Annotated in this window: 11 protein-coding genes; 1 reads left to right on the top strand and 10 read right to left on the bottom strand. The window is 70.7% G+C overall.

Annotated features, from left to right (window positions below):
• Nucleotides 1–43: 43 nt before the first annotated feature.
• From xdhC to PH203_RS18595, 4 genes are all read right to left on the bottom strand, one after another.
• Nucleotides 44–853: a xanthine dehydrogenase accessory protein XdhC gene (xdhC, locus tag PH203_RS18610; protein ID WP_289921219.1), complete on the bottom strand. Its 810-nt coding sequence runs from the start codon at nt 851–853 to the stop codon at nt 44–46.
• A gap of 1 nt (nt 854) precedes the next feature.
• Entirely contained in the window at nt 855–3335 is a 2481-nt protein-coding gene (gene xdhB, locus PH203_RS18605) for a xanthine dehydrogenase molybdopterin binding subunit (protein ID WP_289921218.1), read from the bottom strand.
• The gene (locus tag PH203_RS18600; protein WP_289921217.1) at nt 3332–4801 is read right to left on the bottom strand and encodes an FAD binding domain-containing protein; all 1470 of its coding nucleotides are present in this window, start codon (nt 4799–4801) and stop codon (nt 3332–3334) included. The genes xdhB and PH203_RS18600 overlap by 4 nt, the downstream gene beginning before the upstream one ends.
• Nucleotides 4802–5244: 443 nt before the next feature.
• The gene (locus PH203_RS18595; RefSeq protein ID WP_289921216.1) at nt 5245–6639 is read right to left on the bottom strand and encodes an alpha/beta fold hydrolase; all 1395 of its coding nucleotides are present in this window, start codon (nt 6637–6639) and stop codon (nt 5245–5247) included.
• Nucleotides 6640–6913: 274 nt separating this feature from the next.
• Between PH203_RS18595 and PH203_RS18590 the strand changes: the two genes are divergently transcribed.
• Entirely contained in the window at nt 6914–7900 is a 987-nt protein-coding gene (locus tag PH203_RS18590) for a winged helix-turn-helix domain-containing protein (protein WP_289921215.1), read from the top strand.
• Nucleotides 7901–7936: 36 nt separating this feature from the next.
• On the opposite strand, the gene PH203_RS18585 is transcribed toward PH203_RS18590, so the two are convergent.
• Genes PH203_RS18585 through PH203_RS18560 form a run of 6 tightly spaced genes read right to left on the bottom strand, consistent with a single transcriptional unit; the run spans nt 7937 to nt 14716 of the window.
• Nucleotides 7937–8143 carry a DUF4287 domain-containing protein gene (locus PH203_RS18585; protein ID WP_289921214.1) on the bottom strand — a complete coding sequence of 69 codons (207 nt, stop codon included), beginning with the start codon at nt 8141–8143 and terminating at the stop codon, nt 7937–7939.
• 59 nt (nt 8144–8202) lie between these two features.
• Entirely contained in the window at nt 8203–10203 is a 2001-nt protein-coding gene (locus tag PH203_RS18580; protein WP_289921213.1) for a beta-galactosidase, read from the bottom strand.
• On the bottom strand, nt 10200–11522 hold the full coding sequence (locus PH203_RS18575; RefSeq protein WP_289921212.1) for a glycoside hydrolase family 36 protein: 1323 nt from the start codon (nt 11520–11522) through the stop codon (nt 10200–10202). Before PH203_RS18575 ends, PH203_RS18580 begins: the two co-directional genes overlap by 4 nt.
• A gap of 27 nt (nt 11523–11549) precedes the next feature.
• Nucleotides 11550–12434, bottom strand: coding sequence for a carbohydrate ABC transporter permease (locus tag PH203_RS18570; RefSeq protein ID WP_289921211.1), 885 nt, complete (start codon nt 12432–12434; stop codon nt 11550–11552).
• Complete coding sequence (locus PH203_RS18565) at nt 12431–13405, bottom strand: sugar ABC transporter permease (RefSeq protein ID WP_289921210.1); 975 nt, start codon at nt 13403–13405, stop codon at nt 12431–12433. The genes PH203_RS18570 and PH203_RS18565 overlap by 4 nt, the downstream gene beginning before the upstream one ends.
• Nucleotides 13406–13417: 12 nt before the next feature.
• A complete protein-coding gene (locus tag PH203_RS18560) occupies nt 13418–14716 on the bottom strand; it encodes an ABC transporter substrate-binding protein (RefSeq protein ID WP_289921209.1) in 1299 nt (432 codons plus the stop codon).
• Nucleotides 14717–14756: the final 40 nt, after the last annotated feature.

Genomic DNA, 14756 nt, shown 5'->3' with positions numbered 1-14756 from the left:
AGGTGACCGGTAACCCCGCCGAATTCCAGCGGAAACCGGAGGGTCAGTGGCCCTCGGTCCCGAAGGTGCGCAGCAGGTCCGCGGCGACGCTCACGGCGATCGTCGCGGGTTCCTTGCCGCCGATGTCGGCCAGGCCGATCGGGGTCTTGATCCGGTCGATGGCGGCGTCGTCGTGGCCGCCCTCGGTGGAGAGGCGCTTGCGGAACCGCACCCACTTCGCCGACGACCCGATGAGGCCTATGGAGCCCAGGTGGGGCGTGCGCAGGGCGGCGTCGCACAGGGCGGCGTCCTCGGCGTGGTCGTGGGTCATGATCAGGACGTGGGTGCCGGCCGGTAGATCCTCCAGGACCTCCTCGGGCAGCAGCGGCGTGTGATGCGTGTGCACGTGTGCCACCGCGTCCTGAAGGACGTCGAGCCGCTCCTCGGTGAGGGTCTCGGCGCGGGAGTCGATCAGATGGAGGTCGAGGTCCTGGCGGGCCAGGATGCGCGCCAGTTCGAGGCCGACGTGTCCGACGCCGAAGATCGCCACCGCCCGGACCACCGGCAGCGGCTCCAGGAGTACCTGGACGGTGCCGCCGCAGCACTGCACGCCGTGCTGGTTGGTCACCTTGTCGTTGAGCGCGAAATCCATCAGCTCCGGCTCCGGCTCGGCCGCGCCGATCATCTCGCGGGCCCGGTCGATCGCGACGGCCTCGACATTGCCGCCACCGATCGAGCCCCAGGTCTCGCTGCGCCCCACGACCAGCTTGGCGCCGGCGTCGCGCGGGGCGTGGCCGCGCACGGTCGCGACGGTCACCAGCACGCCGGGTTCCCGGCGTGCCCGCAACCGTGCGACCGCGGCGATCCAGGTCATGTCAGGCACCGCTCAGCGCTTGCGCGTCGTCGGTACGGACCTCGCCGTTCGACGACTGCCCGTTCGGGGACTGCCCGTTCGGGGACTGTCCGTTCGCGGAGTGGGTGTCCACCGCGTTCCCGCTCACGGCATGGTCAATCCGGGAGGAGCCGCCCTCGCGGGCCTCCTCGATCGCCCAGTACACCGCCTCCGGCGTCGCGGGCGAGGCCAGATCGACGCTGACCCCGGCCGGCCCGAACGCGGCGGCGGCCTGCCGCAGCGCCTCGCGCACCGAGAACGCCAGCATCAGCGGGGGCTCGCCGACCGCCTTGGAGCCGTAGACGGCGCCTTCCTCGGTGGCGTTCTCCAGCAGCCTGACGTGGAACTCCTCGGGCATCTCCGAGAAGCTCGGCAGCTTGTAGGTGCTGGCGGCCTGGGTCAGCAGCCGGCCCCGGTTCGGGCCGTCGCCGGTGTCCCAGCGCAGGTCCTCCAGGGTGAGCCAGCCCGCGCCCTGCACGAAGCCGCCCTCGACCTGACCGATGTCGATCAGCGGGGAGAGGCTCTCGCCGACGTCGTGCACGATGTCCACGCGCCGGATCCGGTACGCCCCGGTGAAGCCGTCGACCTCGACCTCGGTGGCGGCGGCGCCGTACGCGAAGTACTTGAAGGGCGTGCCGCGGAACGACTTCACGTCCCAGTGCAGCCCCTCGGTCCGGTAGAAGCCGGCCGCCGACAGCTGCACCCGCTGGAAGTACGCGGTGTGCACCAGCTCGTCCCAGCCCAGCTCCTGGTCGCTGCCCAGGGCGCGAGCGACGCCCTCGACGATACGTACGTCGGAGGCGTTCACCCCGAGCCGGGTGGCGGCGACCTGGAGGAGCCTCTCGCGCAGCTGCTCGCAGGCGTTCTTGATGGCGCCGCCGTTGAGGTCCGCGCCGGAACTGGCCGCGGTGGCCGAGGTGTTGGGCACCTTGTCGGTCCGCGTCGGGGCGAGCCGCACCTTGTGCAGCGGGATGCCCAGCGTGGTCGCGGCCACCTGCATCATCTTGGTGTGCAGGCCCTGGCCCATCTCGGTGCCGCCGTGGGTGATCAGGACGGAGCCGTCCTTGTAGATCAGCACCAGCGCGCCGCCCTGGTTGAAGGCGGTGAGGTTGAAGGAGATGCCGAACTTGATGCCGGTGATCGCGAGCGCCCGCTTGGTGTGCGGGTGCGCGGCGTTGAAGGCCGCGATCTCGCGCCCCCGGTCGGCGAGGCCGGCGTCGTCCTTCACCTGCTGCCAGACGGTGGCGATCCGCTCGGCCTGGGTGACCAGCTGCCCGTACGGCGTGGTCTGGCCCTGGCCGGGACGGTAGAAGTTGCGCTCGCGCAGCTCCATCGGGTCGAGGCCGAGCTTGGGCGCCACGCGGCCCAGGATGTCCTCGATCACCAGCATGCCCTGGGGGCCGCCGAAGCCGCGGAAGGCGGTGTTGGAGACGGTGTTGGTCCTGGCGATGCGGCCGGCGACGCGCGCGTTGGGGATCCAGTACGTGTTGTCGATGTGGCACAGCGCGCGGGCGAGGACCGGCTCGGACAGGTCCAGGCTCCAGCCGCCGTCGGCGGTCAGCCGGGCGTCCAGGGCCTGGATGCGGCCCTCCGCGTCGAAGCCGATCTTCCAGGTGGCGTGGAAGCCGTGCCGCTTGCCGGACATGGTCAGGTCCTGGGTCCGGTTGAACCGGAACCGGACCGGGCGGCCGGTGAGCTTGGCGCCGAGCGCGGCGATGGCGGCGAAGCCGTGCGGCTGCATCTCCTTGCCGCCGAAGCCGCCGCCCATCCGCAGGCACTGCACGGTCACCTCGTGCGCGGGCACGCCCAGCACATGGGAGACGATCTCCTGGGTCTCCGAGGGGTGCTGGGTGCTGCTCTGGATGAACAGCTGGCCGTTCTCGTCGACCTGGGCGAGGGCCGCGTGGGTCTCCAGGTAGAAGTGCTCCTGGCCGGAGAACTGGAACTCGCCGGTGAAGACGTGCGTGGAGTCCGCGAAGCCCGCGTCGATGTCGCCGTGCGTCATGAGCGGGCGGGCGCCGTGGAAGCTGTCGGCCGCGATGGCGTCCTGGAGCGTGATCACGGAGGGCAGCTCTTCGAGGTCGACCTCGACGGCCGCGGCCCCGATCCGGGCCGCTTCCAGGGTCTCGCCGAGCACCCAGGCGACGGCGTGGCCGTGGAACATGACCTCGTCGGGGAAGAGCGGCTCGTCGTGCTTCATACCGGCGTCGTTGACCCCGGGCACGTCGGCGCCGGTCAGCACGCGGACCACGCCGGGCACGGCGAGCGCGGGCCCGGTGCGGATCGCGGTGATCCGGGCGTGCGCCTTCATGACCTGCACCGGGTGGACGTGCAGGACGTCCTTGGTGCGCTGGACGAGGTCGTCGGTGTAGAGCGCGGTGCCGGTGACGTGCTGGAAGGCACTCTCGTGGGGCAGGGAGACGCCGACGACCGGCTTCTCGGGGCGCTCGGAAAGGTGACTCATGACGACACCGCCTCGGTGTTCTGTGCGTGCAGCTTCTTGAGGCTCTGGCCGAGCATCGCGGAACGGTAGAGGGAGCTGGCGCGGTGGTCGTCCATCGGCGTTCCCTCGCCCCGCAGCACCCGGGCCGCGGTATCCACAGTCTCCGCCGACCAGGGCCTGCCTTCCAGGGCCGCCTCGGTGGCGAGCGCGCGGATCGGGGTGGCGGCGACACCGCCCAGGCCGATCCGGGCCTTGCGGACGATGCCGTCCTCGATGTCGAGCGCGAAGGCGACGGCGACGCTGGAGATGTCGTCGAAGCGCCGCTTGGCGATCTTGTGGAAGGCGGCGACCGGCGCCGGCGGCAGCGGGACGCGGACGGCGCGGATCAGCTCGTCGGGCCGGCGCACGCTCTGCCGGTAGCCGGTGAAGTACTCCGCGAGCGGGACCACGCGCTCGCCGTCGGCGTCGGCGAGCACCAGCGACGCCTCCAGCGCGAGCAGCACCGGCGGGCTGTCACCGATCGGGGAGCCGGTGCCGAGGTTGCCGCCGAGGGTCGCGCCGTTGCGGATGAGCCGGGAGGCGAACTGCGGGAACAGCTCAGCGAGCAGCGGCACTTGACCGTCGAGACGGCGCTCGATCTCGGTGAGCGTCAGGGCCGCGCCGATCTCGATGTGGTCGGACTCGACGCGCAGTTCCCGCAGTTCGGGCAGCCGGTCGACGGCGACGACACAACCGTCGCGGCGGGAGCGGATGTTGACCTCGACGCCGTAGTCGGTGGAACCGGCGACCACGACCGCGTCGGGCCGCTCTCGCAGCAGCCGCAGCGTCTCGGCGAGGGTCTCCTTGCGCAGGAAGGTGCTGTCGTCCTGGGTGTACTCGGTGGCGACCGGGGCGGGCGGGGCCTGCTCGCGGCGCCGGGCGAGGGGGTCCTCGTCCGTGGGCTGACCGACGGCGAAGGCGGCGTCGCGGATCGGACGGTAGCCGGTGCAGCGGCACAGGTTTCCGGAGAGGGCGTGCAGGTCGAACCCGTTGGGACCGTGCTCGTGGTCGCCACCGTCTGCCGATTCAGGCTCTGTGTGCGCGCAGCGGTCGGGCCGGTAGTACTCGGAGGCCATGCTGCAGATGAAGCCGGGCGTGCAGTAGCCGCACTGGGAGCCGCCGCGGGCCGCCATCTCCTCCTGCACCGGGTGCAGGGTGGGCGGGGTGCCGTCCGCGCCGACGGTGGCGAGGCCCTCGGAGGTGATGACCTCCTGGCCGTCCAGCGCCGCGGCCGGGACCAGACAGGCGTTGACCGCGACCCAGTCGGTCGGCTTGTTCACCCCGGGACGGGCCACCAGCACCGAACAGGCTCCGCACTCACCCTCGGCGCAGCCCTCCTTGGTGCCGGTCAGACCACGCTCGCGCAGGAAATCCAGCACGGTGGTGTGGGGGGCAGCCGGTGAAATAGGGGTTTCTTTCCCGTTGACCGTGATCCGCGCCTCTGTCATGACAGGCCTTCGTTCTGGTGCGTGATCCGTCGATTCATCATATTCGCCAATTTCTCAGGCAGCTTTCTGTGTTCATGCGCGCCACCTGCGAGGAGCGGGCGCCAAAAGGCACGCGACAACGACGTGCCGGAAAAAGATGACGGGAAACCCGGAATGTGCCCCGCGCGGGCACATCAGAACGGCCTGCTCAGCAGCCGTGCGCGATCCGGCCCGGAACCCAGACGGTGCAGTGGGCGAGGCGACCGAGATCAGAGCTGGTGTTCATCTGCCGGTCGCCTCCTTTCGGGCGTTATGGGTCGACGTTTACCGCAAATTAGTGGCCGCGACCAGCGAGGTCAAGGGGGCGACTCCGTGGTCGTACCTTCCTCCGGCACCGCACCGGCCGTGTTGTCGAAAGACATGAGCTCGCGGGCAGCGACCCGGTGCCTCAGTGATCAGGTGCCTCAATGATCCAGAAGGAAGTCCGCCACGGCCTTCCGCCCCTGGTCACTCACCGCCCGGGTCTGTACGGAGTGGGCGGCGCCGCGGACCACGACGACCTGGGCCCTCGGCGTGAGCCTCTTCTGGTCGTACAGCCACTCCAGCGGTGTCGACAGATCACGGTCGCCGCCCAGCAGCAGCACCGGCACGCCCGGGAGGCGGCGGTCCGCCGGGGGCAGGGGCGGGGCGGGTGTGCGGGGCCAGTACAGACAGGACCGCATCGAGCCGAGGCCCGTCGCCGTCCTCGGGTCGAAGGGGCCGTGGTCCGACGGGGTCAGCTCAGCCGCCGCCTTGGCCAGGGCTTCCTCACGGCCTTCCTCCGGTGCGTCCGACCTGCCCCACGGGTAACGGCCGTCCAGGCAGAGGGTCGCGGCATGCAGCCCCTGGCTCAGCTCCTCGGCCGTCGCCGCGCTGCCCTGCCGCACCCCCTCGATCAGACCCTTCAACGGGCCGTCGTCGCCGTTCGCCGCCTTGTGCAGGGCGTCGATCGCCGCCGTGTAGTCCGGGTCGACGAATTCGTACGTCGTCAGGGCGTCGAGGACGTCCACGCCGTTGTCGTACGTCTCCACCACCTCGGCCAGGTCCGCCGCCGGGTCCGTCGGGCAGCCGGTCGCCTCGCAGGCCGCGGTCAGGACGGCCGGCGCCGCGCGCATCGCGGCGAGGTCCATGGGGTCGTAGCCGGTCTGCGGGACGACCGAGTCGAGGACCAGGCGGGAGACGCGGCCGGGGTGGGCGAGGGCGTAGCGCTCCGCGGTGTACGTGCCGTACGAGACGCCGTCCAGCGTCAGTGTGCGTACGCCGAGGGCGCGGCGGAGGAGTTCGAGGTCGGCGACGGTGTCGTTCGTGCCGTAGAAGCGGCGGTCGGTGCCCAGTGACGCGCCGCAGGACCGCACCGCCTCGGCCGTCGGCGGGGTCAGGTCCGAGGAGCCCATCTGTTCCTGCAGCCGCGGGCAGTTCAGGGCGCCGTCGCCGGTGCCGCGCTGGTCGAACATCACCAGGCGGTAGTCCTTCAGCACCGGCTTCAACCGCTCGGCCACGCGTTTCACATACGGCACGCCCGGCTGGCCCGGGCCGCCCGTCAGGAACACCAGGACGCCCTTGGGGGCCTTGGTGTTGTCGGCCGTGGCCACCTTCAGGGGCAGCCGGCCGGAGGTGGCGCCGCGGTGGTCCAGCGGGACGGACAGGGTGGCGCATGTGTACCCGTCGAGGCCGGGGCAGGCCGCGGCGCCGGAGAGTCCCCCGCTCTCCCCGGGCGACGCCGCGGCCTGCCGGTCCTGGGCGTTCGACGTACAGGTGCCTGACAGCAGCAGGGCAGCGGCTGCGGCCAGGGTGATCGCGGTCGTCCGTCGTCTTCCCACGTGCTCAGGGTGCGCCGATCGGGGGTGTGGGTGCGAGGTTCCGTGCCAGGATTCGAGGAGGTTCGAAGGGTTCCCAGAGTGGGGGTTGCTGTGCGGTGGGTGCCGCTGACCCGCGTCGGCGGGTGCCGCCTGCGCCCACCCGTGCCGCCCTGGGTGGCACGAATGCCCGCAGGCCAGGCAGGCCTGGGAGGCACCGCCTGCCTGGGTGGGCGTCGACCTGGCGGCACGCCTGCCCGCAGGCTGGGTGGGCGCGTGGGTCTGAAGGGAGTGCTTCTTGATCGAGCTCACCGTGGATGCCGATGGGCTGGCCCGTTCGCGGTTTGCCGTGTCGCCGTTGCATGAGGTCGTGGCGACCTTGTTGCCCTTCGGATTACGGCCCGCCCCGAATGCCGACCCGTGGGTGGCGCGGGCCCGGCGGGTGCTGCGGCGGGCGCGGTTGCCGTTGCTGTCGGAGCTGGCGCTGGACGGCGGCGGGTATGTGCCGGACTTCCTCAGCCCGCATCCCGACGGGCCCTCGCCCGGTGTCGAGCAGGAGCTGGAGCGGGTGCGGGCCACCCCGCCCGAGCGGGTCGTCGAGGAACTGGAGGCCCTGCGGGACGGGCGGCCCCGGAACGGGCTGGCGGGGGCCGAGTTGTCCGGGGAGGTGCGGCGGGCCATGGCCCGGGGCGGGGCCTCGGTCGCCCGGCAGGCCGCGGACGAGCTGCGGCGGTACTGGGAGCTCGCCTTCGCCCCGCACTGGGAGGCCGCGCGGGCCGTGCTCGACGCCGAGGTCGACCGGTGTGCCGGGGTACTGGCCCGGCGCGGGGCGGCCGGGATGTTCGACTCGCTGCATCCGGAGATCCGTTGGGCGGACGGGACGCTGCGCGTCGAGAGCCGGTTCACGGTCTGTGTGAGCGTGCCGCTGGTCGTCGTGATGCCGTCGCTCGTGGTGCCCCGGCCGGCGGTGGCCGTCGATCCCGTCCCGCCCTGGCAGCGGCCGCCGATGCTGGCCTACCCGGTGCGGGACCGGCCCACCGTGCCCGTACCGCCCTCCGCCGAGCTGGCCGGGCTGCTCGGCTCCACCCGTGCGGGGCTGCTGGCGGCGCTGTCCCTGCCGGCGTCCACCGCGCAGCTGGCGGCCCGTCATTTCCTCAGCCCCGCCACGGTGTCGTACCACCTGGGTGTGCTGCACCGGGCGGGGCTGGTCGTCCGCGCCCGGTCGGGGCGGGCGGTGCTGTACCGGCGGACGCCGGAGGGGGCGCGGTTGGCGGGACGCCGGTAGGGGACCTTCGAGGACCCGAGGTCCTTCAGGAAGGCCTCACTTGCCCTCCGCCAGCGTGTGCGCCACCAGCGCGTTGGCGTGCCCGTGGCCAAGACCGTGCTCCGTCTTGAGCCAGGTGACGAGCTGCATGTGCTTGGTCAGCGGGGAGCTGCGGATGAGGTCCACCCACTCGGCGATCGGGCGGCCGTACTTCTTCTCGATGGAGGGGAAGTAGCTGGCGGGGCCCTTCACGGGTTCGGTCATGGCGGTCGCGTCCTCTCAGGTCAAGGTGTCGCGGGTATGACCGGAGAGGACGGCGGAACTCATCGCGGATCCCGCGGCTTCCTCACCACCGCCACCTCGCCCGCCGCGACGGTGACCGCGCCCGGCACCGGCTTCCCGCTGAGCAGTTCGATGGCCTGCCCGGACACGGAGATCTCCGCGCTCGTCCCGGTGTGGTTGATCAGGAAGAGATAGTCCGCCTCCGCGCCCCGCCGCAGCACCGCCTCGACACCCTCCGGGGCATCGAGGACCGGCATCACGCCCGCCTCCGTGCACATCCGGTCGAGCAGCGCGGCGAGCGTCGCCGGGTCCGGTCGCGTGGCCAGGTACCAAGTGGTGCCCGCACCATAGGAGTTGCGGGTCACCGCGGGTACGCCCGCCAACGGGCCCTGCATATACGCCGACACGGCCTCCGCACCCTCCAGCCGCACCCGCTCCGACCACAGGGAGGCCACTCCACCGGCGCTCAGCTCCAGCGACTCCCCCGGCAGCAGCGGGAACAGCTCGTCCGTGCGCACGCCCAGCGCCGCACGGAACGCCCCGGGGTAACCACCCAGCCTCACATGGCAGTTGGAGTCGACGGCCCCGCTGTGGAACCCGACCGCCAGCGTGCCGCCCCGCTCCGCGAAGCCGGTCAGGTTCGCCGCGCCCTCGTCGTCGACCAGGTAGAGCGAGGGCGCCAGCACCAGACGGTACGACGACAGGTCCGCCTCCGGACGGACGAAGTCCACCGCGATGCCCGACCGCCACAGCGGCTCGTACCAGGCGCGCACCAGCTCCTGGAACCGGACGTCCTCGCTCGGCTGCGAGGGCAGTTCCAGGGCCCAGCGCGCGTTCCAGTCCCAGACGACGGCCACCTGCGCCGGGACCGTGGACCCCCGTACCTCCGCCAACGCCCGCAGATCCGCGCCCAGTCGGACGACATCTCGCCAGATCTGGCTGTCGGTCCCGGCGTGCGGCAGCATCGCCGAGTGCCACTGCTCGGCACCCGCCTTCGCCGCCCGCCACTGGAAGTAGGCGATGCCGTCGGCGCCGCGGGCCACATGGGCGAGGGCGTTCCGGCGCAGCTCACCGGGCCCCTTCGCCCGGTTGACCGGCTGCCAGTTCACCGCGCCCGTCGAGTGCTCCATGAGCAGCCAGGGGCCGCCGGCCAGCGAGCGCACCAGGTCACCGCTGAGCGCGAGGTCGATGTGCGACTCGGGGTCCGTGGATCGGAGGTAGTGGTCGTTGGAGACGACGTCCAGCTTCGGGGCCCAGCGCCAGTAGTCCAGCGCGTCGAAGTTGTGCATCACCATGAAGTTGGTGGTCGCGGGGATCTCCGGCGCCGCCTCCCGCAGCACCTCCCGCTCCGCCTCGCACAGGGCCAGCAGCGCGTCGCTGCAGAAGCGCCGCCAGTCCAGCTGGTGGGTGGGGTTGGGGACGGCACCCGTGGCACGCGGCGGGATGATCTCGTCCCAGTCGTAGTACCACTGGCTCCAGAAGCGGGTGCCCCAGGCGTCGTTGAGTTCCGCCAGGCCGCTGTACTTCTCTCGCAGCCAGACCCGGAAAGCCGCCGCGCTCTCCTCGCAGAAGCACTCCGCGTTGTGACAGCCGTACTCGTTGTGGACGTGCCACATCACGACCGCCGGATGCCCGGCGTACCGCTCCCCCAGCGCCCGCGCCATCCGCAGCGCCGCCTCCCGGTAGGCCGGGCTCGACGGGCAGAACGTCTGACGGCTGCCGTACGACAGTCCCCTGCCGTCCTTGTCCACGGGGAGCGCCTCGGGATGCTTCACGAAGAACCAGGCCGGCGGGGCCGCCGTCGGGGTGGCCAGGTCGGCGGCGATGCCGTGGGCGTGGAGCAGGTCGAGGACGCGGTCCAGCAGGGAGAAGTCGTACTCGCCCTCCCTCGGCTCCAGCAGCGCCCAGGAGAAGATGCCGACGCTGACCATGTTCACCCCGGCCTCGGCCATGAGGCGCATGTCCTCGGCCCAGACCTCCTCGGGCCACTGCTCGGGGTTGTAGTCGCCGCCGTAGGCGATACCGGGGACGTTCGGCTTCATGCCCGGACTCCGCCCAGGAGACGGCGGGTGGTGTCCACGCCCCACTGGTCCAGGGACAGCAGCCGGTCGCTGGACGCCATGAGGCCGCCGGTCGCCTCGACATGCGCGGCCCAGCGTTCCCGCGTCTCCACGGACGGGCGGGCCATCAGACAGTCGGGGTCGTTGACCCAGAACCGGCCGTGCTGCCACTGGCGTCCGACGCCCGTGAACTCGGCCGGGTCCTGGCCGGGCTGGCTGTAGTCGTCGGCCTCGGGGCGGCGGTGCGGGGCCGTGTCGGGGCTGACCCGCATGGCGTCGAAGAGACCGATGGAGGCGAGGATCGGGGCGCCGCAGCCGAGCAGGTAGGCGTCGGCGCCGATCGCCTCGCGGATCAGCTCGACGCCCTGGCGGTACGCGGTGAGCGGGTCGGCGCCGGAGTGCCGTACGCCTTCCAGGGCGCCCGCGTAGAGGAAGTCGACCTTGAAGTAGTCGTAGCCCTCGGAGCGGAGCGTACGGAAGACCTCGGTCAGGTAGGCGGCCGCCTCGGGGTGGGTGGTGTCCAGGACGCACAGGTCGTGGCCCCAGTTGCGGCCGGCGTGCAGGAAGCCGCCGCCCTGCCCGCTCGGGGCCTTGACCAGCCAGTCGGGGTGTTCGGCGGCCAGGTCGCTCGCCGGGTCGACGAGGAAGGGGGCGGTCCAGATGCCGGCCCGGCGGCCGCGTGCCCGGATGGCGTCCGCGATGCCCCGGCGGGAGCGGAAGCGGCCGGAGAGGGTGAGCCAGTCGCCGAGGGCCTTCTGGTAGCCGTCGTCGATCTGGACGACGTCGATGGGCAGGTCGAGGGTGTCCATCGCGCGGAGGTTCTCGTGGATGTCGTCCTCGGTGACCTGGGTGAAGTACTCGTACCAGGAGCACCAGACGGTGGGCGCCGGGCGCGGGGGCGCGACCTCCAGGGAGGCGGCCCAACTGCCCAGCAGTTCCTGGATGTCCGTGCCGGTCCACTCCTTCACCGGGCCGTCCGCGCTGATCTCCGCCAGGTCGCCGGAGACGGCCAGACGGATCGACGGGACCTCCCGGGCCGGGTTCACGGCGGCCCAGAGCCGGACCGCCGACCCGTCCCCCGGGTCGAGCGCCAGCAGGCCCTCGCCCTGGAAGGTCCCCGCGGGCACGGTGACGCCGGGCCGGTAGCAGACCGTCGCCCAGTTGTCGTTGGTCGGGCGGTACGGCTTGTCACCGAGGGCGTAGGCGCCGCTGGGGCTCCAGGACTGCCAGCCCTCCTCGTGGACACGGGCGTTCGCCGCGTCCACGGGCACGGAGGCGACCGGGGTGAAGGAGTGGGACACGGTGGTTCTCTTTCAAGTGAAGGGCGGTCAGCCCTTGTTGGCGCCGAGGGTCAGACCGCTCACGAACTGCCGCTGCAGCACGAAGTAGACGATCAGGGTCGGGATCGCGGTCAGCAGGGCACCGGCCGCCACCAGGTTCGGGTCCGTGAAGTACGTACCGGAGAGGTTGTTCAGCGCCGAGGTGATCGGCATGTTCTCGCCGGTGGAGATCAGGACCAGTGCCCAGAAGAAGTCGTTGTAGATCCAGATGGACAGCAGGGTCCCGAGCGCGGCCATCGCGGGCTTGCACAGCGGGAGCGTGATCTGCCAGTACTGCCGCCACACGGACGCGCCGTCGACCAGTGCGGCCTCGGTCAGTTCGTGCGGGAGCGAGCGCATGTAGTTGCTCAGCACGAACGCGCAGAAGCCGGACTGGAACGCCACGTGGATCAGGACCAGGCCCAGCGCGGAGTCGTACAGCTTGCCGCTCATCGTGATGCCCGGCAGGTCGATCAGGAGGTACAGCCGGTACAGCGGGGTGATGATGACCTGCTGCGGGAGCAGGTTGCCGGCCGTGAAGAGCAGCAGCAGGGCGAGGTTGAGGCGGAAGTCGAAGCGGCTGACGTAGAAGGCCACCATCGAGGAGAGGAACAGGGTCAGCAGGACCGCCGGCACGGCGATGATCACCGTGTTGACGAAGTAGTGCGTCATGTCCGACTGCGTGAAGGCGTTGGTGAAGTTGTCCAGGCTCAGGGAGTCCGGCCAGGACACGTACCCCTTCTCGCTGGTCTCCGAGTACGGGCGCAGGGCCGCGTAGATCGCCCAGAGCAGCGGGGCGAGCCAGGCCAGGGCCATGGTGACCAGGACGACGTGCAGCAGGATCCGGGCGGGGCGCACCGGTGTCCTCGGCTTCTTCAGAGCAAGGGTGCTCATGCGCGCCGCTCCTTCCGGAAGGTCGCCACCAGGTACGGGATGATCACGACGAGCGAGATCAGCAGGAGCACGACGGCGATCGCCGAGCCGTAACCGATGCGGCTCGACTCACCGATGATGTTGTTGGTGACCAGGATCGACAGCAGCTCGGTGCCCTCGGCGCCCTTGTTGAAGACGAAGACCAGATCGAAGGCGCGCAGGGCCTCGATGATCGTGACGACCAGGACGACGGTGTTGGTGGGCCGCAGGGTCGGGAAGATGACGTTCTTGAACGTCTGCCACTCGTTCGCCCCGTCGAGCGCGGAGGCCTCCCGCAGGGACGGGTCGACGCCCTTCAGACCGGCCAGGTACAGGATCATCATGTAGCCGGTGTGCCGCCAGGAGGCCGCGATGAGGATCGCCCAGAGGTTGAGGTCCGGGTCGCCGATCCAGTCGATGTAGTGGCCGGGCTCGTTGGCGCCGATGAGGCTGTTGATCAGGCCGGTGTCCGGGTTGTAGACGAGCTGCCAGACGAATCCGATGACCGCCATCGACAGCACGACCGGCAGGAAGAAGGCCGTCTGGTAGACGCGGCTGAACCGGATCTTCTTGTCCAGCTGCACGGCCAGGAACAGCCCGAGCGGGGTCGGGATGCAGATCAGCACCACGAACCAGATGACGTTGTGCTCGACGGCGGGCCAGAACTGCGGGTTGTTGGTGAACAGTTCCTTGAAGTTCTCGAGCCCGACCCACTGGATGGAGTCGAAGCCGATGCCGTTCCAGGAGGTGAAGGCGAGGAGGATCGACGCGAGCGCGGTGACCCAGACGAGGGCCACGTGCAGGATCGTCGGCAGGCCGGCCATAAAGCCGAGCGTGAGCCGGTCACGGCGGGTCAGCAGGCGCTTGTGGCCCTGCGGGACCCGGTTCACCGGGGCAGCGCCCGAAGGCGGCTCGGGGGCCGCCTCCGGGGACTTCGTGGGGGTGATGGTCATCGACAGCCCGCCTCAGGAAGACGCGAAGATCGTCTTCTTCTGGCGCTCGATGGACGAGAGCAGACTGTCCACGCCCTTCGGGTCCCGGACGAACTTCTGCAGCGCGGGCTGCATGACCGTCGAGGTGAAGTCGGGACGGCTGTCGCGGTCCATGAACTGGGTCAGGGACTTGGCGCCCGAGATCATCTCGTACGCCTTCTTCTGGATCGGGGTGTACGCGGAGGTGTCGGCGCCGGTGGCGGCGTGCACGACGCTCGGGTCGGCCTTGAGGTAGATGTCCTCGGCGGCCGTGGTGCCCAGGTACTCCAGGAGCTTGGTGGCGCCGGCCTTGTTCTTCGGGCTCTTGCTCAGCATGAAGCCGTCGGTCGGGGCCTCGACGGTGTCCTGGCCGTACGCCGGGTCGATCTCCGGGAAGGCGAAGAAGTCGAGGTCGTCCAGGGCGGCCTTGTCGGTGAACTGCTGGGCCACGAAGGTGCCCAGGACGTACATGCCGGCCTTCTTGGAGGCGAGGGTCTGGGCCGCGTCCTGCCAGGTGCGGCCCACCGCGCCCTCCTGGTGGTAGGGGAGGATCTCGGCCCACAGGTCGAAGACCTTGCGCACCTTGGCGTCGGTCCAGGCGGCCTTGCCGGCCATCAGGTCGACGTGGAAGTCGTAGCCGTTCTGGCGGAAGTTGATCTGGTCGAAGGTGCCGAGGGCGGGCCAGGCGTCCTTGTCGCCGAAGGCGATCGGGACGAGCTTGTCCTTCTCCATCTGCTTGCACAGGGCGACGAAGGCGTCCCAGGTGGTGGGGACTTCGTAGCCGTACTGCTGGAAGACGCTCTTCCGGTAGAAGACCGCCCAGGGGTAGGAGTACAGCGGCACGAAGTAGTACTTGCCGTCCTCGCCCTTGCTGAGCTTGTGCATCGCCTCGGGGAAGTTGCCGCCGATCGTCTTCCACACGTCGTCGATCGGGGTGGCGAGGCCCTTCGCCGCGAAGAACTGCATGCGGTAGCCCGCGAACCAGGTGAACACGTCGTCCGGCGTGCCCTGGAGGTAGGCGTTGATCTGCTCCTGGAAGGTGTTGGAGTCCTTGGTGTTCACGTCGACCGTGAGCCCGGATTCCTTCTTGAAGGCCGCGTAGATGTCCGCGAAGGCCTTCTTCGGCACCGGGTCGGACGCCTTCGACCCGAGGGTGACGGTCTTCGGGTCGGACGCGGTTCCGCTGCCACCGCAGGCGCTCAGCAAGGGGACACCGGCGCCGAGCAGGGCGGCGCCGCCTATTCCGCGCAGGACGGACCGGCGGCTCGCGGAGGGGAGGGCGAAGTCGGGCATGAACGGCTCCTGAAGACAGGGTTCGGCCAGGCAGGGTGGA

The sequence above is a fragment of the Streptomyces sp. S.PB5 genome (genome assembly GCF_030403745.1).
Lineage (GTDB): Bacteria > Actinomycetota > Actinomycetes > Streptomycetales > Streptomycetaceae > Streptomyces.
The sequence above is the reverse complement of the archived record's forward strand: the minus strand, read 5'-3'. Positions and strand labels throughout refer to the sequence as shown.

Bases quoted from the DNA above. Each gene is read 5' to 3' on its own strand.
- xdhC (WP_289921219.1), bottom strand. From the start codon at position 853: ATGACCTGGATCGCCGCGGTCGCACGGTTGCGGGCACGCCGGGAACCC.
- xdhB (WP_289921218.1), bottom strand. From the start codon at position 3,335: ATGAGTCACCTTTCCGAGCGCCCCGAGAAGCCGGTCGTCGGCGTCTCC.
- PH203_RS18600 (WP_289921217.1), bottom strand. From the start codon at position 4,801: ATGACAGAGGCGCGGATCACGGTCAACGGGAAAGAAACCCCTATTTCA.
- PH203_RS18585 (WP_289921214.1), bottom strand. From the start codon at position 8,143: ATGACCGAACCCGTGAAGGGCCCCGCCAGCTACTTCCCCTCCATCGAG.
- PH203_RS18580 (WP_289921213.1), bottom strand. From the start codon at position 10,203: ATGAAGCCGAACGTCCCCGGTATCGCCTACGGCGGCGACTACAACCCC.
- PH203_RS18570 (WP_289921211.1), bottom strand. From the start codon at position 12,434: ATGAGCACCCTTGCTCTGAAGAAGCCGAGGACACCGGTGCGCCCCGCC.
- PH203_RS18565 (WP_289921210.1), bottom strand. From the start codon at position 13,405: ATGACCATCACCCCCACGAAGTCCCCGGAGGCGGCCCCCGAGCCGCCT.
- PH203_RS18560 (WP_289921209.1), bottom strand. From the start codon at position 14,716: ATGCCCGACTTCGCCCTCCCCTCCGCGAGCCGCCGGTCCGTCCTGCGC.